This is a genomic window from Pseudomonas sp. B22(2017) (genome assembly GCF_002113105.1).
GTDB lineage: Bacteria > Pseudomonadota > Gammaproteobacteria > Pseudomonadales > Pseudomonadaceae > Aquipseudomonas > Aquipseudomonas asiatica.
This window is the reverse complement of the sequence record NZ_NEJN01000003.1, coordinates 356,719-376,352: the sequence shown is the minus strand read 5'-3', so window position 1 is coordinate 376,352 and position 19,634 is coordinate 356,719. Positions and strand designations below refer to the sequence as shown.

At 63.1% G+C, this 19,634-nt stretch carries 22 protein-coding genes; 21 read left to right on the top strand and 1 reads right to left on the bottom strand.

The genetic code is table 11. From position 1 onward, the window contains the following. Positions 1-63: 63 nt before the first annotated feature. The 3 genes from secD (at position 64) to CAG18_RS09295 (ending at position 3,507) form a co-directional block, all read left to right on the top strand. Positions 64-1,926, top strand: coding sequence for a protein translocase subunit SecD (gene secD / locus CAG18_RS09305; RefSeq protein ID WP_085720781.1), 1,863 nt, complete (start codon positions 64-66; stop codon positions 1,924-1,926). A 10-nt stretch (positions 1,927-1,936) separates the two neighbouring features. Further along, complete coding sequence (gene secF / locus CAG18_RS09300) at positions 1,937-2,845, top strand: protein translocase subunit SecF (RefSeq protein ID WP_013971011.1); 909 nt, start codon at positions 1,937-1,939, stop codon at positions 2,843-2,845. Between the two features lie 119 nt (positions 2,846-2,964). After that, entirely contained in the window at positions 2,965-3,507 is a 543-nt protein-coding gene (locus CAG18_RS09295; protein WP_013971012.1) for a glycine zipper 2TM domain-containing protein, read from the top strand. Positions 3,508-3,575: 68 nt separating this feature from the next. Here CAG18_RS09295 and suhB read toward each other — a convergent pair whose 3' ends face one another. After that, positions 3,576-4,394, bottom strand: coding sequence for an inositol-phosphate phosphatase (suhB, locus tag CAG18_RS09290; protein WP_003257850.1), 819 nt, complete (start codon positions 4,392-4,394; stop codon positions 3,576-3,578). A gap of 151 nt (positions 4,395-4,545) precedes the next feature. Between suhB and trmJ the strand changes: the two genes are divergently transcribed. From trmJ to bamB, 18 genes are all read left to right on the top strand, one after another. Next, positions 4,546-5,301, top strand: coding sequence for a tRNA (cytosine(32)/uridine(32)-2'-O)-methyltransferase TrmJ (trmJ, locus tag CAG18_RS09285; RefSeq protein ID WP_031325634.1), 756 nt, complete (start codon positions 4,546-4,548; stop codon positions 5,299-5,301). 3 nt (positions 5,302-5,304) lie between these two features. Continuing rightward, on the top strand, positions 5,305-6,090 hold the full coding sequence (gene cysE / locus CAG18_RS09280) for a serine O-acetyltransferase (RefSeq protein WP_013971015.1): 786 nt from the start codon (positions 5,305-5,307) through the stop codon (positions 6,088-6,090). A 179-nt stretch (positions 6,091-6,269) separates the two neighbouring features. Further along, positions 6,270-6,761, top strand: a complete 492-nt coding sequence (iscR, locus tag CAG18_RS09275) for a Fe-S cluster assembly transcriptional regulator IscR (protein WP_008092572.1) — start codon at positions 6,270-6,272, stop codon at positions 6,759-6,761. Positions 6,762-6,807: 46 nt separating this feature from the next. Further along, complete coding sequence (locus CAG18_RS09270) at positions 6,808-8,022, top strand: IscS subfamily cysteine desulfurase (RefSeq protein WP_013971017.1); 1,215 nt, start codon at positions 6,808-6,810, stop codon at positions 8,020-8,022. Positions 8,023-8,068: 46 nt separating this feature from the next. Then, positions 8,069-8,455, top strand: a complete 387-nt coding sequence (gene iscU, locus CAG18_RS09265) for a Fe-S cluster assembly scaffold IscU (RefSeq protein ID WP_003248539.1) — start codon at positions 8,069-8,071, stop codon at positions 8,453-8,455. A 28-nt stretch (positions 8,456-8,483) separates the two neighbouring features. Continuing rightward, complete coding sequence (iscA, locus tag CAG18_RS09260; protein WP_003257854.1) at positions 8,484-8,807, top strand: iron-sulfur cluster assembly protein IscA; 324 nt, start codon at positions 8,484-8,486, stop codon at positions 8,805-8,807. 8 nt (positions 8,808-8,815) lie between these two features. Next, on the top strand, positions 8,816-9,337 hold the full coding sequence (gene hscB / locus CAG18_RS09255) for a co-chaperone HscB (protein WP_015269012.1): 522 nt from the start codon (positions 8,816-8,818) through the stop codon (positions 9,335-9,337). 42 nt (positions 9,338-9,379) lie between these two features. Continuing rightward, complete coding sequence (hscA, locus tag CAG18_RS09250; protein WP_015269013.1) at positions 9,380-11,242, top strand: Fe-S protein assembly chaperone HscA; 1,863 nt, start codon at positions 9,380-9,382, stop codon at positions 11,240-11,242. Positions 11,243-11,245: 3 nt separating this feature from the next. Beyond that, complete coding sequence (fdx, locus tag CAG18_RS09245) at positions 11,246-11,587, top strand: ISC system 2Fe-2S type ferredoxin (protein WP_085665011.1); 342 nt, start codon at positions 11,246-11,248, stop codon at positions 11,585-11,587. 10 nt (positions 11,588-11,597) lie between these two features. Beyond that, positions 11,598-11,798, top strand: coding sequence for a Fe-S cluster assembly protein IscX (iscX, locus tag CAG18_RS09240; RefSeq protein ID WP_003257859.1), 201 nt, complete (start codon positions 11,598-11,600; stop codon positions 11,796-11,798). Between the two features lie 89 nt (positions 11,799-11,887). Then, positions 11,888-12,319, top strand: coding sequence for a nucleoside-diphosphate kinase (ndk, locus tag CAG18_RS09235; RefSeq protein WP_013971021.1), 432 nt, complete (start codon positions 11,888-11,890; stop codon positions 12,317-12,319). Positions 12,320-12,343: 24 nt separating this feature from the next. Further along, the gene (gene rlmN, locus CAG18_RS09230; RefSeq protein WP_013971022.1) at positions 12,344-13,489 is read left to right on the top strand and encodes a 23S rRNA (adenine(2503)-C(2))-methyltransferase RlmN; all 1,146 of its coding nucleotides are present in this window, start codon (positions 12,344-12,346) and stop codon (positions 13,487-13,489) included. A 14-nt stretch (positions 13,490-13,503) separates the two neighbouring features. After that, a complete protein-coding gene (gene pilW / locus CAG18_RS09225) occupies positions 13,504-14,265 on the top strand; it encodes a type IV pilus biogenesis/stability protein PilW (RefSeq protein ID WP_085720780.1) in 762 nt (253 codons plus the stop codon). Further along, positions 14,262-15,305, top strand: coding sequence for a RodZ family helix-turn-helix domain-containing protein (locus tag CAG18_RS09220; RefSeq protein WP_054573164.1), 1,044 nt, complete (start codon positions 14,262-14,264; stop codon positions 15,303-15,305). The genes pilW and CAG18_RS09220 overlap by 4 nt, the downstream gene beginning before the upstream one ends. A gap of 2 nt (positions 15,306-15,307) precedes the next feature. After that, positions 15,308-16,417 (top strand): flavodoxin-dependent (E)-4-hydroxy-3-methylbut-2-enyl-diphosphate synthase, encoded by a 1,110-nt coding sequence (ispG, locus tag CAG18_RS09215; RefSeq protein WP_038408727.1) that lies wholly within the window; start codon positions 15,308-15,310, stop codon positions 16,415-16,417. A 25-nt stretch (positions 16,418-16,442) separates the two neighbouring features. Next, positions 16,443-17,732, top strand: a complete 1,290-nt coding sequence (gene hisS, locus CAG18_RS09210) for a histidine--tRNA ligase (protein WP_015269018.1) — start codon at positions 16,443-16,445, stop codon at positions 17,730-17,732. Positions 17,733-17,771: 39 nt separating this feature from the next. Then, positions 17,772-18,410 carry a tetratricopeptide repeat protein gene (locus tag CAG18_RS09205; RefSeq protein WP_015269019.1) on the top strand — a complete coding sequence of 213 codons (639 nt, stop codon included), beginning with the start codon at positions 17,772-17,774 and terminating at the stop codon, positions 18,408-18,410. After that, positions 18,411-19,553 carry an outer membrane protein assembly factor BamB gene (gene bamB / locus CAG18_RS09200; RefSeq protein ID WP_013971028.1) on the top strand — a complete coding sequence of 381 codons (1,143 nt, stop codon included), beginning with the start codon at positions 18,411-18,413 and terminating at the stop codon, positions 19,551-19,553. It abuts the gene before it with no gap. Positions 19,554-19,634 lie beyond the last annotated feature (81 nt).

Here is a 19,634-nt window from a genome sequence, read left to right as displayed (position 1 = left end):
TTACCGGTTTCATTTTTCCAGTCGGGGCGCGCAAAGCGCCCCGCGTCTTGAACGGGCGGCGTGATGCTGAACAAATACCCTCTGTGGAAATACGCACTGATCGTGCTGGTACTGGCGATCGGTTTTATTTATTCCGCTCCCAACCTCTACCCGGATGATCCGGCGGTACAGATCAGTGGTGCCAGTTCGGCGCTGCAGGTGAACCAGGCCGACCTCGACCGCGTCAGCAAGGCGCTGGGCGATGCCAAGATCGCCGTCAAGGGCGTGAGCCTGGGTGAGAAGGGCAGCGGGCTGATCCGCCTGACCAATCAGGAAGACCAGCTACCAGCCAAGGATGTAGTGCGCAAGGCACTGGGCGATGATTACGTCGTGGCCCTGAACCTGGCCCAGACTACCCCGCAATGGCTGCGCAACCTGGGCGCAAGCCCGATGAAGCTGGGCCTGGACCTGTCCGGTGGTGTGCACTTCCTGCTGGAAGTGGACATGGACAAGGCCATGAACGCCCGCATGAAAGTCTACGAAGGCGAGGTCAAGACCTTGCTGCGCAAAGAGCGCGTCCGCTACCGCAGCCTGCCTCAGCAGGATGGCGGCATCATGCTGGGCTTCGCTGACGATGCTACCCGCGAACAGGCGCGTGCCCTGATCCGCAAGAATTTCAATGACTTCGACCTGACCACCACCGAGCGCAACGAGCTCGCCGTGCTGCGTCTGGCGCTGACCCAGGCGAAAGTCGCCGAGATCCGCGAATACTCGATCAAGCAGAACCTCACCACCGTCCGCAACCGGGTCAACGAGCTGGGTGTGGCCGAGCCGCTGGTACAGCGCCAGGGCGCCAACCGCATCGTGGTCGAGCTGCCAGGCGTGCAGGACACTGCCGAAGCCAAGCGTATCCTGGGTAAAACCGCCAACCTGGAGTTCCGCTTCGGTGCCGAGCCAGGCGCATCCAAGGCCACCACCGAGGTGTTCGAGTTCCGTGAAGGCGGCCGTTCCGCCGCGGTCGAGCGCGGCCTGATCATCACTGGTGACCAGGTAACCGACGCCCAGGCCAGCTTCGACGAACAAGGTCGCCCGCAGGTGAACATCCGCCTGGATGGCCACGGTGGCGAGCTGATGACCCGCGCTACCCGCAGCAACGTCGGCCGCAGCATGGCGGTGATCTTCATCGAGCAGAAGCCGGTCACCCGCTACGTCAAGCAGACCGTCGACGGCGTCGAGAAGGACGTTGCCGTACAGAGCTTCCAGGAAGAGAAGAAGATCATCAGCCTGGCGACCATCCAGTCGCCGCTGGGCAGCCAGTTCCGCATCACCGGCCTGAACGGCCAGGGCGAATCGTCCGAACTGGCCCTGCTGCTGCGTGCCGGTGGCCTGGCTGCGCCGATGTACTTTGCAGAAGAGCGTACCATCGGCCCAAGCCTGGGTGCCGACAACATCACCAAGGGTATCGATGCGTCGCTGTGGGGCATGCTGTTCGTCTCGCTGTTCATCATCGCCATCTACCGCGCCTTCGGTGTGATCGCCACCATCGCCCTGGCAGGCAACATGGTCCTGCTGCTGGCACTGATGTCGCTGTTGGGCGCCACCCTGACCCTGCCGGGTATTGCCGGTATCGTGTTGACCATGGGTATGGCGGTGGACGCCAACGTGCTGATCTTCTCGCGTATCCGCGAAGAGCTGAACGCCGGCATGTCGGTGCAACGCGCCATTCATGAAGGCTTCAACCGCGCCTACACCGCGATCATCGACGCCAACCTGACCAGCCTGCTGGTCGGCGGCATCCTGTTCGCCATGGGTACCGGCCCGGTCAAGGGCTTTGCGGTCACCATGTCCCTCGGGATTTTCACCTCGATGTTCACCGCCGTCATGGTGACCCGTGCAATGGTCAACCTGACCTGCGGCGGGCGTGACATCAAGAAGCTGTGGGTTTGAGGGAGCTGCGATGAAAACCATCAACTTCATGGGCGTGCGCAATGTCGCGTTCGCCGTTACCGTGCTCCTCACCGTGCTGGCTCTGTTCAGCTGGTGGCAGAAGGGCCTGAACTTCGGCCTGGACTTCACCGGCGGTACGCTGATCGAGCTGACCTACGAGCGCCCGGCCGACCTCAAGGCGGTGCGTGCCGAGCTGGTCAATTCCGGCTTCCACGAAGCAGTAGTGCAGAGCTTCGGTGCCACCACCGACCTGCTGGTGCGCATGCCGGGTGATGACCCGCAGCTGGGCAACAAGGTAGCTGAAGCCCTGCAGAAGGCTGGCGGCGACAATCCGGCCAAGGTCAAGCGTGTCGAGTTCGTTGGTCCGCAGGTGGGTGAAGAGCTGCGCGACCAGGGTGGCATGGGCATGCTTCTGGCCCTGGGCGGCATCCTCATCTACCTGGCCTTCCGCTTCCAGTGGAAGTTCGCCGTGGGCGCGATCGTCTCGCTGATCCACGACGTGGTGGTGACCCTGGGTATCCTGTCGTTCTTCCAGATCACCTTCGACCTGACGGTGCTGGCAGCGGTGCTGGCGATCATCGGCTACTCGCTGAACGACACCATCGTCGTGTTCGACCGGGTGCGCGAGAACTTCCGCGTCATGCGCAAGGCCTCGCTGATCGAGAACATCAACGTTTCCACCACCCAGACCCTGCTGCGCACCATCGCCACCTCGGTTTCGACCTTGCTGGCCATTGCTGCGCTGCTGTTCTTTGGTGGTGACAACCTGTTCGGCTTCTCGCTGGCACTGTTCATCGGCGTCATGGCCGGTACCTATTCGTCGATCTATATCGCCAACGTGGTACTGATCTGGCTGAACCTGAGCAGCGAAGACCTGATCCCGCCAGCCAAGACCGATGGTGTGGACGACCGTCCATAAGGCGTGCTTCACGCCGTTTGGCGGCCAAAAAGGCGCGAGTGTTGAACTCGCGCCTTTTTTTTTACTCCAAGGCTGGGAGAAGGCGGGTCGGACCCGCGGGTGATGATCAGGAGGTTCATGTGAACAAATCAATGCTTGTGGGTGCGGTACTGGGTGCTGTCGGTGTGACTGCCGGAGGTGCTGTCGCGACCTACAGCTTGGTCAACAAGGGGCCTGAATATGCACAGGTCACCGACGTGCAACCGATCAAACAACAGGTAAAAACCCCCCGTGAGGTCTGCAAGGACGTCGCCGTGACGCGTCAGGCGCCGGTCAAGGACCAGCACCAGATCGCCGGTACCGTGGTGGGCGCCATTGCCGGTGGCCTGCTGGGTAACCAGATCGGTGGTGGTAGCGGCAAGAAGATCGCCACCGTTGCCGGTGCGGTCGGTGGTGGTTATGCCGGTAACAAGGTGCAGGAGGGCATGCAGGAGCGTGACACCTACACCACCACGCAAACCCGCTGCAATACGGTCAACGATATCAGTGAGAAGGTGGTGGGCTACAACGTGAAGTACACCATCGGCGACAAGGTCGGGCAGGTGAAGATGGATCACGAGCCCGGTTCGACCATTCCACTGGACAAGAATGGCAAGCTGATCCTGAGCGAAGCCGGCCAGTAAGGCCGCATGGCTTCGACAGGCATAAAAAAAGCACCCCGAAGGGTGCTTTTTTTGCCAGCAATCCGCGCTTAGCGCTTCATGTTCTCTGGCAGGTGCGGCTGGATAGCGGTCAGCACGGCCTTGAAGCATTTGATGTTGCCCGCAACGATATGGCCCTTCTCGAGGAAGTCATGGCCGCCGTTGAAGTCGCTCACCAGGCCGCCCGCTTCCTGGATCAGCAGCACGCCGGCCGCCATGTCCCATTCGGACAGGCCCGACTCCCAGAAAGCGTCGAAACGGCCGGCGGCCACGTAGGCCAGGTCCAGGCTGGCGGAGCCGGCGCGGCGGATACCGGCGGTCTGGCCAGTCAGGGCGCGGAACATGCCCAGGTAGTTGTCCAAGTCGGCCATCTGGCTGTCACGGAACGGGAAGCCGGTACCCAGCAGGGCGCCTTCCAGGCTGGTGCGCGAGCTGACACGCAGGCGGCGACCATTGAGCTGGGCGCCACGGCCGCGGCTGGCAGTGAATTCTTCCTGGCGAACCGGGTCGACGATCACGGCGTGCTCAAGGCGGCCACGGTATTTGCAGGCGATGCTGACCGCGAAGTGCGGGATGCCACGCAGGAAGTTGGTGGTGCCGTCCAGCGGGTCGATGATCCACAGGTAATCCTTGCCTTCTTCGCCGCTACCCGCGTGCAGGCCGGTTTCCTCGCCCTGGATGGAGTGGTTCGGGTAGGCCTTGCGCAGGGCGTTGACGATGCTCTGCTCGGCGGCGCGATCGACTTCGGAGACGTAGTCCTTGGCCTCTTTCTCATCGACCTTGATGCTATCCAGGCGTTCGATGGAGCGGAAAATCAGTTCACTGGCGCTGCGAGCGGCGCGCAGGGCGATATTCAGCATAGGCTGCATGGGCGGGTCACCTGGAGATGTTAAAGAAGAAAGCCGATCATTCTAGCAGAAAACTTTGGCGGCAGAAGTGTCACATTTGCTTTCATGGCGTTACGTCTGTCGGTTCTGTAAGATCGAAGGCCCTGATTCCTGCATCTGTGAGCACAACACCTTGCTGCAAAATATTCGTGTTGTTCTGGTCAATACCAGCCACCCCGGCAACATCGGCGGCGCTGCACGTGCCATGAAAAACATGGGCTTGTCGCGTCTGGTGCTGGTGCAGCCGAAAGAGTTCCCCGCCGTGGATGCCAGTGCCCGAGCCTCGGGTGCCGACGATGTGCTGGACAATGCCCAGGTGGTCGACAGCCTCGAGCAGGCGTTGGTCGGCTGCAACCTGGTAATGGGCACCAGCGCCCGCGAGCGGAGCATCCCCTGGCCGCTGATCGGCCCGCGCGAGTGCGGGGCCAAGGCGGTGGAGCATGCCAACGGTGGCGAGGAAATCGCCCTGGTTTTCGGGCGTGAACATGCCGGCCTGACCAACGAAGAACTGCAGCGATGTCACTTCCACGTGCACATTCCCTCCAACCCCGACTTCAGCTCGCTGAACCTGGCCGCCGCTGTCCAGGTGCTCTCCTACGAGGTGCGCATGGCCTGGCTTGCCGCCGGTGCAGCGCCGGGCAAAGTCGAGAAGGTTGACGCCAGCGAGCTGGCGACGATGGACGAAATGGAGCTGTTCTACGACCACCTGGAGAAGACCCTGGTCGGTATCGGCTTTCTCGACCCCGAAAAGCCCAAGCACCTGATGCCGCGCCTGCGCCGGCTGTATGGGCGGGTGGCGGTCGAGCGTTCGGAAATGAGCATTTTGCGCGGCATCCTCACCGAGACCCAGAAAGTGGTCCGGGGCGAGCCGCATAAACGGAAGGACTGACAGATGTTCGAACGCCTGCGTGAAGATATTCAAAGCGTATTCCACCGTGACCCGGCTGCGCGCAACGCCTTTGAGGTGCTGACCTGCTACCCGGGCATGCACGCCATCTGGCTGCACCGCCTGGGCAATGCCCTGTGGAAGCGTGATTTCAAGTGGCTGGCCCGCCTGGTATCGAACTTCGGCCGCTGGCTGACCGGCATCGAGATCCACCCCGGCGCCACCATCGGACGGCGCTTCTTCATCGACCACGGCATGGGCATCGTCATCGGCGAAACCGCCGAGATCGGCGACGATGTCACCCTTTACCAGGGCGTAACCCTGGGCGGCACCAGCTGGAACAAAGGCAAGCGACACCCCACCCTGGAAAACGGTGTGGTGGTAGGGGCGGGGGCCAAGGTGCTGGGCCCGTTCACCGTCGGCGCCGGGGCCAAGATCGGTTCCAATGCGGTGGTGACCAAAGCCGTGCCGGCAGGGGCTACGGCGGTTGGTATCCCCGGGCGAATCATCGTCAAGAGCGAAGACAACGAGGTCGAGGCCAAGCGTAAGGCCATGGCTGAGAAGATCGGCTTCGATGCCTATGGCGTCAGTGGCGACATGCCCGACCCGGTGGCCCGTGCCATCGGCCAGATGCTCGACCACCTGCAGGCAGTCGACGAACGGCTGGAGGGCATGTGCGGCGCCCTGACCAAGATGGGCAGTGATTACTGCGCCAAGGAACTGCCAGCCCTGCCGGAAGATGACTTCAAGGAAGTTGCCCAGGTGGCTCAGCGCGACACTCAGTCACATTGATTGCGCCGCGCTGAAATCATGGTGACATACGGGGCGTGTGCTCACGCCCCCTGTCTGCTACAATCGCGCCCGCCTCCCCGATGCAAACCCGACTAAAGCACTAGGTCTAATAGTTGACTTAAATGCTCGGGAATCGCATACTCGCTCACATCCTGTAACTCCCGTGGTACCCAATAGCCATGCGACTGACTACCAAAGGCCGATACGCCGTGACCGCCATGCTCGACCTGGCGTTGCACGCGCAGCATGGGCCGGTGTCTTTGGCCGACATTTCCGAGCGCCAGGGCATTTCCCTCTCTTATCTGGAACAGCTGTTCGCCAAGCTGCGCCGCAGCAGCCTGGTCTCCAGCGTGCGTGGTCCAGGCGGTGGCTACCAGCTGTCGCGGGGCATGGAAACCATCCAGGTGGCCCAGGTCATCGATGCGGTCAACGAATCGGTCGATGCCACCCGTTGTCAGGGCCTCGGGGACTGCCATGCCGGTGATACCTGCCTGACCCACCACCTGTGGTGCGACCTCAGCCAGCAGATCCATGAATTCCTCAGCGGTATAAGCCTGGCCGACCTCGTCATGCGCCGTGAGGTGCAGGAAGTCGCCCAGCGCCAGGACCTGCGTCGTGTCGCAGGCCGAACCGCCCAGCTGGACAAGATTGAGACGTCCGCCGTCGATTGATCCCACCGGGACGACGAGCGACGCCACCGCCTGATAGGAGAGACAAATGAAGTTGCCGATCTACCTCGATTACTCCGCGACCACCCCGGTCGACCCACGCGTGGCCCAGAAGATGGCCGACTGCCTGCTGGTCGACGGGAACTTCGGTAACCCGGCTTCGCGCTCCCACGTCTTTGGCTGGAAAGCCGAGGAAGCGGTCGAGAACGGTCGCCGCCAGGTTGCCGAACTGATCAACGCCGATCCGCGCGAAATCGTCTGGACCAGCGGTGCCACCGAGTCCGACAACCTCGCACTCAAGGGCGTCGCGCACTTCTATCAGACCAAGGGCAAGCACATCATCACCTCCAAGATCGAGCACAAGGCGGTCCTGGATACCGCTCGCCAGCTGGAGCGTGAAGGTTTCGAAGTCACCTACCTCGAGCCAGGCGAAGACGGCATCGTCACCCCGGCCATGGTCGAGGCGGCGCTGCGCGACGACACCATCCTGGTTTCGCTGATGCACGTGAACAACGAAGTTGGCTCGATCAACGATATCGCCGCCATCGGTGAACTGACCCGCTCGCGCGGCGTGCTGTTCCACGTTGACGCCGCGCAATCGGCCGGCAAGGTCGAAATCGACCTGCAAAAGCTGAAGGTCGACCTGATGTCGTTCTCGGCGCACAAGGTCTACGGCCCGAAAGGCATCGGCGCACTGTACGTCAGCCGCAAGCCTCGTGTACGCCTGGAAGCCATCATTCACGGCGGTGGCCATGAGCGCGGCATGCGTTCGGGCACCCTGCCGACCCACCAGATTGTCGGCATGGGCGAAGCCTTCGCCATCGCCAAACAGGAAATGGCCGCGGAAAACGTACGCATCAAGGCCCTGAGCGACCGCTTCTTCAAGCAGGTCTCGGACCTCGAAGAGCTGTACGTCAACGGCAGCAAGACTGCCCGCGTACCGCACAACCTGAACCTGAGCTTCAACTACGTCGAAGGCGAATCGCTGCTGATGTCGCTGAAGGATATCGCCGTATCGTCCGGTTCGGCCTGCACCTCCGCGTCGCTCGAGCCGTCCTACGTATTGCGCGCCCTGGGCCGCAATGACGAGCTGGCGCACAGCTCGATCCGCTTCTCCTTCGGCCGCTTCACCACCGAAGAAGAAGTCGACTACGCCGCGCAGAAAGTCTGCGAGGCCGTGAACAAACTGCGTGAGCTGTCGCCGCTGTGGGACATGTACAAAGACGGCGTTGACATCTCCAAGATCGAGTGGGCCGCCCACTAAGCAGTCGCCGGCAAGAGCGGCTCCCTGATGAGGAAGGAATTGCACCATGGCATACAGTGAAAAGGTCATCGACCACTACGAAAACCCGCGCAACGTCGGCAAGATGAATGCCGAAGACCCGGACGTCGGTACCGGCATGGTCGGCGCCCCGGCCTGCGGTGACGTGATGCGCCTGCAGATCAAGGTCAACGAGCAGGGCGTGATCGAAGACGCCAAGTTCAAGACCTACGGCTGCGGTTCGGCCATCGCTTCCAGCTCCCTCGCCACCGAGTGGATGAAGGGCAAGACCCTGGACGAAGCCGAAACCATCAAGAACACTCAGCTGGCCGAAGAACTGGCGTTGCCGCCGGTCAAGATCCACTGCTCGGTACTCGCCGAAGATGCCATCAAGGCAGCCGTTCGCGATTACAAGCAGAAGAAAGGCTTGATCTAAGTCGCCTGTTGCGAGGTAAGGAGTCCTGATGGCTATCAGCATGACAGAAGCCGCCGCCAACCACGTGCGGCGTTCCCTGGAAGGGCGCGGCAAGGGCGAAGGTATTCGCCTGGGCGTGCGCACCACCGGTTGCTCGGGCCTGGCCTACGTGCTGGAGTTCGTCGACGAGCTGGCGGACGAGGACCAGGTGTTCGAGAACCATGGCGTCAAGGTGATCATCGATCCCAAGAGCCTGGTCTACCTCGATGGCACCGAACTGGACTTCGTCAAGGAAGGGTTGAACGAAGGCTTCAAGTTCAACAACCCCAACGTGCGCGGTGAGTGTGGCTGCGGCGAAAGCTTCAACGTTTGAGGCTGGCTGTGGGTACTCCTTGTCATTTCGCATTGTTTGACCTCCAGCCAAGCTTCCGCCTGGATCTCGACAAGCTGGCCACTCGCTATCGCGAGCTGGCCCGCGAAGTCCATCCCGACCGCTTTGCCGACGCCTCCGAGCGCGAGCAGCGCGTGGCGCTGGAAAAGTCCGCGGCCCTCAACGACGCCTACCAGACACTGCGCAGTGCGCCGCGTCGCGCCCGCTACCTGCTGGCCATCGGCGGCCACGAAGTGCCTCAGGAGGTCACGGTCCACGACCCCGACTTCCTGTTGCAGCAGATGCAGTGGCGTGAAGAGCTCGAAGAACTGCAGGACGAAGCCGACCTCGATGGCGTGGCCGTGTTCAAGAAGCGCCTGAAGGTCGCCCAGGACACGCTGAACGAGGACTTTGCCGCCTGCTGGGACGCCCCGGGCGAGCGCGACAAGGCCGAACGCCTGATGCGCCGCATGCAGTTCCTCGACAAGCTCGCCCAAGAAGTGCGCCAACTGGAAGAGCGCCTCGACGATTAACCCGGTGCTGCCCGTGATAGCACCTAAGGTATTCAGATAAGCATGGCCCTACTGCAGATTGCCGAACCCGGTCAAAGCCCTCAGCCGCATCAGCGCCGCCTGGCGGTGGGGATCGACCTGGGTACCACCAACTCCCTGGTCGCCGCACTGCGCAGCGGCCGTAGCGAGCCCCTGCCCGACGCGCAGGGCAATGTCATTCTGCCGTCCGCGGTGCGCTACCTCGAAGGGCGCAACGAAGTGGGGCAGGCTGCACGCGATGCCGCTTCCAGCGACCCGCTGAACACCGTGCTGTCGGTCAAGCGCTTGATGGGGCGCGGCCTGGCCGACGTCAAGCAACTGGGCGAGCAGCTGCCGTACCGCTTCGTTGGCGGTGAGTCGCACATGCCGTTCATCGACACCGTGCAGGGGCCGAAAAGCCCGGTGGAAGTGTCCGCCGATATCCTCAAGGTGCTGCGCGAGCGTGCCGAAGCCACCCTCGGTGGTGAGCTGGTGGGCGCGGTTATCACCGTGCCGGCCTATTTCGACGATGCCCAGCGCCAGGCCACCAAGGACGCTGCGCGCCTGGCCGGCCTGAACGTGCTGCGCCTGCTCAACGAGCCGACCGCCGCTGCCGTGGCCTATGGCCTGGACCAGAACGCCGAAGGCGTGGTGGCCATCTATGACCTGGGCGGCGGTACCTTCGACATTTCCATCCTGCGCCTGACTGCCGGCGTATTCGAAGTGCTGGCCACCGGTGGCGATACCGCCTTGGGCGGTGACGACTTCGACCACGCCATCGCTGGCTGGATCATCGAGCAGGCCGGGCTGTCATCCGACCTGGACCCGGCCACCCAGCGCGCACTGTTGCAGACCGCCTGCGCCGCCAAGGAAGCCCTGACCGACGCCGACGTGGTCAGCGTCAGCCATGGCACCTGGCAGGGCGAGTTGAGCCGCGCCGGTTTCGAAGCCATGATCGAGCCCATGGTCGCCCGCAGCCTCAAGGCCTGCCGCCGCGCCGTGCGTGACAGCGGTATCGAGCTGGAAGAAGTCAGCGCCGTGGTCATGGTCGGTGGTTCGACCCGCGTACCGCGTGTGCGTGAAGCCGTCGGAGCACTGTTCGGCCGCACCCCGCTGACCTCGATCGACCCCGACCAGGTGGTGGCCATCGGTGCCGCCATCCAGGCCGATACCTTGGCCGGCAACCGCCGCGAAGGTGGCGAACTGCTGCTGTTGGATGTCATCCCGCTGTCGCTTGGCCTTGAGACCATGGGCGGGCTGATGGAGAAGGTGATCCCGCGCAACACCACCATCCCGGTGGCGCGTGCCCAGGAGTTCACCACCTATAAAGATGGCCAGTCGGCCATGATGATCCACGTGCTGCAGGGCGAACGTGAGCTGATCAGCGATTGCCGCTCGCTGGCGCGCTTCGAGTTGCGTGGCATCCCGGCCATGGTCGCCGGTGCGGCAAAGATCCGCGTCACCTTCCAGGTCGACGCCGACGGCCTGCTCAGCGTCGCCGCCCGCGAGCTGGGCTCGGGCGTGGAAGCCAGCATTCAGGTCAAGCCGTCCTACGGCCTGACCGACGGCGAAATCGCCCGCATGCTCAAGGATTCCTTCGAACACGCAGGTTCCGACAAGCAGGCCCGCCAGCTGCGCGAGCACCAGGTGGACGGCGAGCGCCTGCTCGAAGCGGTACAGGGCGCCCTGGACGCCGACGGCGAACGCCTGCTCAGCAGTGACGAGCGCGACGCCATCGAATTCCAGATGCAAGAACTACGTGATTTGCTGGCCGGCACCGATGGCGCAGCCATCGAGCAACAGACCAAACGTCTGTCGCAGGTGACCGACGCATTTGCCGCCCGTCGCCTTGATTCGACGGTCAAAGCCGCACTGGCCGGGCGCAACCTGAATGAGATCGAGGAGTAACCGATGCCGCTGGTGACATTCCTGCCGCACGAGAAGTTCTGCCCCGAAGGGCTGACCGTGGAGGCGCCGACCGGGACCAACATCCTGGAGCTGGCCCACGACCATCACATCGAGATGGAAAGCGCCTGCGGCGGCGTCAAGGCCTGCACCACTTGCCACTGCATCGTGCGCAAGGGCTTCGACTCGCTCGAAGAAGCCGACGAACTGGAAGAGGACATGCTGGACAAGGCCTGGGGCTTGGAGGCTCAATCGCGCCTCGGCTGCCAGGTGGTTGTCGCTGACCAGGACCTGGTCATCGAGATCCCCAAGTATTCGCTCAACCACGCCGCCGAAGCGCCGCACTGAGGTTTACCCCATGAGCCTGAAATGGATTGATGTACTTGAGATCGCCATCCAGCTTGCAGAAAGCAAGCCGGAAGTCGATCCTCGTTATGTGAATTTCGTCGATCTGCACCGCTGGGTGCTGGCCTTGCCAGAATTCAGCGACGATCCGTCACGCGGCGGTGAGAAAGTGCTCGAGGCCATCCAGGCGGCCTGGATCGAAGAAGCCGACTGAACGCGTCCTGCAGGTTAGGCAATCCCCTGGAACCCGCGTATAATTCGCGGGTTTAATTTTTCGCAACACTCATTTTTCTGGAGTTTTCCATGGCTGTTCAACGTACTTTCTCCATCATCAAGCCTGACGCCGTTGCCAAGAACGTCATCGGCGAGATCACCACTCGTTTCGAGAAAGCCGGCCTGCGCGTCGTCGCTTCGAAAATGAAGCAACTGTCCAAAGCCGAAGCCGAAGGCTTCTACGCCGAACACAAAGAGCGCGGCTTCTTCGGTGACCTGGTTGCCTTCATGACCTCCGGCCCGGTCATCGTTCAGGTTCTGGAAGGCGAAAACGCCGTTCTGGCCAACCGCGAGCTGATGGGCGCCACCAACCCGAAAGAAGCTGCTGCCGGCACCATCCGTGCTGACTTCGCCGTTTCCATCGACGAAAACGCTGTTCACGGTTCCGACTCGGAAGCTTCGGCTGCCCGCGAAATCGCTTACTTCTTCTCCGCTACCGAGCTGTGCGACCGCATTCGCTAAGCGAAGCAGGTCTTGGGTGATTCCATGAGTGACATGACTGGCAAGATCAACCTGTTGGGCCTGACCCTGCAGGAAATGGAAAAATTCTTCGAGTCGATCGGAGAGAAGCGTTTTCGTGCCGGTCAGGTCATGAAATGGATTCACCACTATGGCGTCGACGATTTCGCCGCCATGACCAATGTCGGCAAGGCCTTGCGCGAAAAGCTCGAGGCCGTTGCCGAGATTCGGGGCCCGGAAGTGGTCAGTGAAGACATTTCCGCCGACGGTACCCGCAAGTGGGTGGTCCGCGTTGCCTCCGGCAGCTGCGTCGAGACCGTCTACATCCCCACCGACGATCGCGGCACCCTGTGCGTGTCGTCGCAAGCCGGCTGTGCCCTGGACTGCAGCTTCTGCTCCACCGGCAAGCAAGGCTTCAACAGCAACCTCACCGCCGCCGAAGTGATCGGCCAGGTGTGGCTTGCCAACAAATCCTTCGGGACCGTTCCGGCCAAGATCGACCGCGCCATTACCAACGTGGTCATGATGGGCATGGGCGAACCCCTGCTGAATTTCGACAATGTCATCGCCGCCATGAAGATCATGATGGAAGATCTGGGCTATGGCATTTCCAAGCGTCGCGTCACCCTGTCCACCTCGGGCGTGGTGCCGATGATCGACGAGCTGGCCAAGCACATCGACGTGTCGCTGGCCCTGTCGCTGCACGCACCGAACGACGAACTGCGCAACAAGCTGGTACCGATCAACAAGAAGTACCCGCTGAAGATGCTGCTGGAATCGTGCATGGGCTACATGTCCACCCTGGGTGGCAAGCGCGTGCTGACCATCGAGTACACCCTGCTCAAGGACGTCAACGACCAGCCTGAGCATGCTGCGCAAATGATCGAGCTGCTGCGCGACGTACCCTGCAAGATCAACCTGATCCCGTTCAACCCGTTCCCGCACTCGGGCTACGAGCGGCCGAGCAACAACGCCATTCGCCGCTTCCAGGATCTGTTGCACCATGGTGGCTTCAACGTCACCACCCGCACCACCCGTGGTGATGACATCGACGCTGCCTGTGGTCAGCTGGTCGGCCAGGTCAACGACCGCACCCGCCGCAGCGAGCGCTACATCGCTGTGCGCCAGCTGTCCGCGGACGCCGAGCTGCAAGACAGCCCCGCCAGCCACTGACCGGGACCTTGCCCATGAGCCTGCGCGCCGCGCTGTCGATCCTTGCGCTTTCGCTGCTGGCCGGCTGCGTGTCGGGCGGCGCGGGCGACCCCCTGGCCAGCCGCCAGGGCAGGGCAGAGGCGGGGCGGGCCTATGTGCAGCTTGGGCTGGGTTATTTGCAACAGGGTTTGACCGAGCAGGCCAAGGCGCCGCTGGGCAAGGCCCTGGCCCTGGATGGTGGTGATGCCGATGCGCACGCCGCCCTGGCGCTGGTCTTTCAGGCCGAAGGCGAGCCTGCGCTGACCGAAACGCACTTCCGCAAGGCGCTGAAGGCACGTACCGGCGACACGCGAATTCGCAACAATTACGGCAGTTTCCTTTATGCTCAAGGCCGATTTGCCGAGGCCGAGCAGATGTTTCGCCTTGCCAGCGCCGATACCCTGTATCCTGAGCGCTCACGCGTTTACGAGAACCTGGGCCTGACCGCCCTGAAGCTCGAGCGCCGCGACCAGGCCCATGCGTATCTGCAGAAAGCTCTGCAACTCAACCAGCGGCAGCCGAAAGCCTTGCTGGAAATGGCTGAGTTGTCCTACGAAAACAGGCATTATGTGCCGGCCCGGGACTACTACGATCGTTTCAGCCAGTTGAGCGACCACGATGCCCGTAGCCTGCTGCTGGGCAGCCGCCTTGCCAGGGTATTCGACGAGCAAGGCACACTGGCCGAGCTGGGCCAGCAATTACAACGACTTTATCCCGGTACGCCGGAATATCAGCAATACCTGTCGGAGCAACGATGAAAGCCGCGCATCCCGAAGTAGCAGTAGCGCCTGGCCAGAACCCCGGTGAGCTTTTGCGTCAGGCCCGTGAGAACCGGGACTGGTCACAAGCCGAGGTGGCCCGCAAGCTCAACCTCACTGTCAGTTCGTTGAACCACGTGGAAACCGGCGCCTTCGACAAGCTGCCGGGGCATACCTTCGCCCGTGGTTATATCCGCGCCTATGCCAAGCTGATGGACCTGGACCAGGCTGCCCTGGTGGACGCCTTCGACCGTTACACCGGCACCCACGCCAAAGGCAGCGACGTGCACTCGCTGGGCCGTATCGAAGAGCCCGTGCGCCTGTCGCACAACATTCTGCGTGGCGTCAGCCTGCTGCTGCTGGTGGCAGTGGTCGGCGGCGGCTTCGTCTGGTGGCAGGACCAGGGCAGCCTGCGTGGCAAGGAGCTGGCCAAGATTGCCCTGGAGCACGTCGAAGTCGAAAGCGCCGACGGCACCACCCAGATTCACCCGCTCGATGAGCCGGAAGACCAGGCTGTTTCCGCTGGCCAGCAGCCTGAGAGTGCGCCGCTGCCGCTTGAGCAGGGCGCAGCCGATCAGCCTGCCGCCGTACCGGCACCGGCAAGCCCGGCACCTGCCGATACCTCTGCCGTAGTACCGACACCGGCCCAGCAGGCGCCTGTGCCAGCGATCGCCAGCGCACCTGCTGCCGCGCCTGCGCCGGTTGCACCTGTTGCCCCGGCCCCGGCGGCTGTTGCACCTGCTACATCTGTAGCGGCCGTGGCCGCTGCCGAGCCTGCCGCCGCCGCAGTGCCGGCTGGCAGTGCCAAGGTCGCCATCCAGTTCGTCGCCGATTGCTGGACCCAGGTCACCGACGGCAACGGCAAGGTGCTGTTCAGCGCCATCAAGCGCAAGGGGGACAACCTCGAGCTGACCGGCAAGCCGCCGTTCTCGGTACGCCTGGGCTTTGCCCGTGGCGCCCAGGTCAGCTACAACGGCCAGGCCGTCGATGTTGCCCCGTTCACCAGTGGCGAGACCGCTCGCCTGAAGTTGGGACAGTAATCATGCACGGCGAATCTCCGATCAAACGTCGCGAATCCCGCAAAATCTGGGTCGGCAATGTACCGGTGGGTGGTGATGCCCCCATCGCGGTGCAGAGCATGACCAACACCGACACCAACGATGTGGCCGCCACCGTGGCGCAAATCCAGCGCCTGGTCGATGCCGGCGTGGACATCGTGCGCGTCTCGGTGCCGGACATGGACGCTGCAGAGGCGTTCGGCCGCATCAAGCAGCAGGTCAGCGTGCCGCTGGTTGCCGACATCCACTTCGACTACAAGATCGCCCTGCGCGTGGCCGAACTGGGCGTCGACTGCCTGCGTATCAACCCGGGCAACATCGGCCGTGAAGACCGTGTACGCGCGGTAGTCGATGCCGCCCGCGATCGGGGCATCCCGATCCGTATCGGCGTCAACGCCGGCTCCCTGGAAAAGGACCTGCAGAAGAAGTACGGCGAACCGACCCCGGCGGCGCTGGTCGAGTCGGCCCTGCGCCATGTCGAGCACCTCGACCGCCTGGACTTCCAGGACTTCAAGGTCAGCGTCAAGGCCTCCGATGTGTTCATGGCCGTCGAAGCCTACCGCCTGCTGGCCAAGCAGATCGTGCAGCCGCTGCACCTGGGCATCACCGAAGCCGGTGGCCTGCGTTCGGGGACGGTGAAATCCGCTGTCGGCCTCGGTATGCTGCTGGCCGAAGGCATTGGCGATACCATCCGTATCTCGCTGGCGGCCGACCCGGTCGAAGAAGTGAAAGTCGGCTACGACATTCTCAAGTCGCTGCACCTGCGCTCGCGTGGCATCAACTTCATCGCCTGCCCGAGCTGCTCGCGGCAGAACTTCGATGTGGTCAAGACCATGAACGAGCTGGAAGGGCGCCTGGAAGACCTGCTGGTGCCGCTGGACGTGGCGGTGATCGGTTGCGTGGTCAACGGCCCGGGCGAAGCCAAGGAGTCCCATGTGGGGCTGACCGGCGGCACGCCGAACCTGGTCTACATCGACGGCAAGCCGGCGCAGAAGCTGACCAACGACAACCTGGTCGATGAACTGGAAAAGCTCATCCGCCAGAAAGCGGCCGAAAAGGCCGAAGCCGACGCGGCGCTGATCGTCCGTGGCTGACACACAGAATTCGTAAGGACTTTTCGTGAGCAAATCGCTGCAAGCCATCCGTGGCATGAACGACATCCTGCCAGAACAGTCGCCACTGTGGCGCTACTTCGAAGGCACCGTCGCCGGCCTGCTGGATACCTACGGGTACAGCCAGATCCGCACGCCGATCGTCGAGTTCACCGAGCTGTTCAAGCGCTCCATCGGTGAAGTGACCGACATCGTCGAAAAAGAGATGTACACCTTCGAGGACCGCAACGGCGACTCGCTGACCCTGCGCCCCGAAGGCACTGCCGCCTGCGTGCGTGCCGTACTCGAGCATGGCATCACCGGCAACGGCCAGGTGCAGAAACTGTGGTACATCGGCCAGATGTTCCGCCACGAGCGCCCGCAGAAGGGCCGCTACCGCCAGTTCCACCAGATTGGCGTGGAAGTGTTCAACCTGGATGGCCCGGACATCGATGCCGAGCTGATCATGCTGACCTGGCGCCTGTGGGGCCTGCTGGGCATCCAGGACGCGGTCAAGCTGGAGCTCAACAGCCTGGGCACCAGCGAAGCACGTGCACGCTACCGTGATGCGCTGGTCGAGTTCCTCTCGGCGCGCCTGGAGCAACTGGACGAAGACAGCCAGCGCCGCCTGAAGAGCAACCCGCTGCGCATTCTCGACAGCAAGGACCAGAACACCCAGGCGGTGCTGGTCGGCGCGCCGAAGCTGGAAGACTACCTGGACGAAGAGTCGCGCGTGCACTTCGAGGGCCTCAAGGCCCGCCTGGACGCTGCCGGCATCCCGTTCGTGATCAACACCAAGCTGGTGCGTGGCCTGGACTACTACAGCAAGACCGTGTTCGAGTGGGTCACCGACAAGCTCGGCGCCCAGGGCACTGTCTGCGCGGGCGGCCGTTATGACGGCCTGGTCGAACAGATGGGCGGCAAGCCGACCCCGGGCGTCGGTTTCGCCATGGGCATCGAGCGCCTGATCCTGCTGCTGGAAACCCTGGGCAAGGTGCCCGAGTCAATCAGCCGCCAGATCGACGTCTACCTGTGCGCCTTTGGCGAACAGGCGGAGCTTGCCGGCCTGCGCCTGTCCGAAAACTTGCGCGACCGCTTGCCGGGCCTGCGCCTGGCAGTCAACGCCGGCGGTGGCAGCTTCAAGAGCCAGTTCAAGAAAGCCGACAAGAGCGGCGCGCTGTTCGCCCTGATCCTCGGTGACGACGAACTGGTCAAGCAAGAGATCGGCTTCAAGCCCCTGCGTGGTCAGGGCGAACAACAGAACATTGCCTGGGATGCTCTGGCTGAGCACCTGGAAACCGCGATCGCGCAGGCGTAACGCGGTTCAACAAGCGAATAGGCGAAAAGGAGTATTGGGGTGTCGAGTACCGATGATGAACTGGCAGGGGTCAAGGACTGGTGGAACCGCAACGGCAAGCCGCTGCTGACCGGTGCCCTGCTGGCTGGCGTGGTGGTGTTGGGCTGGAATACCTGGCACAAGTACCAGAACAATCAGTCGCAAGGTGCCTCGCAGCTGTACCAGGCCTTGCTGGAGACCAGCCTGACGCCGACTGGCCAGCCTGACGCGACCAAGGTCGCGGAACTGGCCGGCAAGCTCAAGAGCGAGTTCGGCGGTACCGCCTACGCCCAGTACGGCAGCCTGTTCGTGGCCAAGGTCGCGGTCGAGACCGGCAAGCTCGACGACGCTGCTGCCGAGTTGAAGAGCGTGCTGGACAAGCCGGCCGATGCCACCCTGGGCGAGATTTCGCGTCAGCGCCTGGCTCGTGTGCTGGCCGCCCAGAACAAGGCCGAGGATGCCCTCAAGTTGCTCGACGGCGACGCCGACAAAGCCTTCCTGGCCAGCCGCGAAGAGTTGAAAGGTGACCTGCTGGTGCAACTGGGTCGCGCCGACGACGCGCACAGCGCTTACGAGAAAGCCAAGGCTGCGTTGTCCGATGAGGCGGCGGTCGGTGGCCTGCAATTGAAGCTGGATGACTTGGCCAAAGGGGACGCGTAAGTGATCGGTTGGAAACATGCAGCAGTGCTGACCCTGGCCGTACTGGCCGCAGGTTGCAGCAGCAACAGCAAGAAGGAACTGCCTCCGGCCGAGCTGACCAAGTTCACCGAGGAAGTGGTGCTGAAAAAGCAGTGGAGCCGTTCGATCGGTGACGGCCAGGGCGAGACCTACAACACCCTCGTACCTGCCATCGAGAACGACCGTATCTACGCCTCCGACGTCAACGGCGAAGTCTTCGCCCTCGACCGCATCACCGGCGACGTGGTGTGGAAGAAGGACCTCGAGCTGCCGGTTTCCGGCGCTGTCGGCGTGGGCTACGGCCTGGTCATGATCGGTACCCTCAAGGGTGAAGTCATCGCCCTGGACTCCAGCACCGGTGAGGAGCGCTGGCGCTCCCGCGTGACCAGCGAAGTACTGGCCCCACCTGCCAACAACGGTGACGTGGTGGTGGTGCAGACCCAGGACGATCGCCTGATCGGCCTGGATGCCGCCACTGGCGACCGTCGCTGGATCTACGAAAACACCCCGGCCGTGCTGACCCTGCGTGGCACCGGCGCGCCGATCGCCACCAACCGCCTGGCCGTCGCCGGCCTGTCCACCGGCAAGGTGGTGGCGGTGGACATCAACAACGGCGTACCGGTGTGGGAAAGCCGTGTGGCGATTCCGCAGGGCCGTTCCGAGCTGGACCGCGTGGTCGATATCGACGGCGGCCTGCTGCTGTCGGGTGGTACCCTGTACGTCAGCACCTACCAGGGCCGCGTCGCGGGCCTGGACCTGGAAAGCGGCCGCGTGCTGTGGCAGCGTGATGCCTCCAGCTACGTGGGTGTCGCCCAGGGCTACGGTAACGTCTATGTCAGCGAAGCTTCCGGTACTGTCGAAAGCGTCGACGAGCGCTCGTCCAGCGCCCTGTGGACCAACGACACCATGGCTCGCCGCCAGCTGACCGCGCCTGAAGTGTTCTCCAGCTACGTGGCGGTGGGCGACTTCGAGGGTTACCTGCACCTGCTGAGCCAGGTCGATGGCCGCTTCGTCGGCCGTGAGCGTATCGACAGTGATGGCCTGCGCGCCCGCCCACTTGTGGTCGGCGACACCATCTACGTCTTCGGCAACAGCGGCAAGCTCGAGGCACTGACCATCCGCTGAAGCTATGCTTGAAGCCTTGGCGGGCTTCAAGCCGCGGCGTAGGACACGCCGCCCGAACTCCGGCCGCTGCCTTGCAGCGGC

Coding starts and splice junctions, on each gene's coding strand:
- rlmN (WP_013971022.1), top strand. CDS start 12,344: ATGAGTGACATGACTGGCAAGATCAACCTGTTGGGCCTGACCCTGCAG.
- secD (WP_085720781.1), top strand. CDS start 64: ATGCTGAACAAATACCCTCTGTGGAAATACGCACTGATCGTGCTGGTA.
- iscR (WP_008092572.1), top strand. CDS start 6,270: ATGCGACTGACTACCAAAGGCCGATACGCCGTGACCGCCATGCTCGAC.
- pilW (WP_085720780.1), top strand. CDS start 13,504: ATGAGCCTGCGCGCCGCGCTGTCGATCCTTGCGCTTTCGCTGCTGGCC.
- ndk (WP_013971021.1), top strand. CDS start 11,888: ATGGCTGTTCAACGTACTTTCTCCATCATCAAGCCTGACGCCGTTGCC.
- iscX (WP_003257859.1), top strand. CDS start 11,598: ATGAGCCTGAAATGGATTGATGTACTTGAGATCGCCATCCAGCTTGCA.
- iscU (WP_003248539.1), top strand. CDS start 8,069: ATGGCATACAGTGAAAAGGTCATCGACCACTACGAAAACCCGCGCAAC.
- cysE (WP_013971015.1), top strand. CDS start 5,305: ATGTTCGAACGCCTGCGTGAAGATATTCAAAGCGTATTCCACCGTGAC.
- iscA (WP_003257854.1), top strand. CDS start 8,484: ATGGCTATCAGCATGACAGAAGCCGCCGCCAACCACGTGCGGCGTTCC.
- suhB (WP_003257850.1), bottom strand. CDS start 4,394: ATGCAGCCTATGCTGAATATCGCCCTGCGCGCCGCTCGCAGCGCCAGT.
- CAG18_RS09270 (WP_013971017.1), top strand. CDS start 6,808: ATGAAGTTGCCGATCTACCTCGATTACTCCGCGACCACCCCGGTCGAC.
- CAG18_RS09220 (WP_054573164.1), top strand. CDS start 14,262: ATGAAAGCCGCGCATCCCGAAGTAGCAGTAGCGCCTGGCCAGAACCCC.
- hscA (WP_015269013.1), top strand. CDS start 9,380: ATGGCCCTACTGCAGATTGCCGAACCCGGTCAAAGCCCTCAGCCGCAT.
- fdx (WP_085665011.1), top strand. CDS start 11,246: ATGCCGCTGGTGACATTCCTGCCGCACGAGAAGTTCTGCCCCGAAGGG.
- secF (WP_013971011.1), top strand. CDS start 1,937: ATGAAAACCATCAACTTCATGGGCGTGCGCAATGTCGCGTTCGCCGTT.
- ispG (WP_038408727.1), top strand. CDS start 15,308: ATGCACGGCGAATCTCCGATCAAACGTCGCGAATCCCGCAAAATCTGG.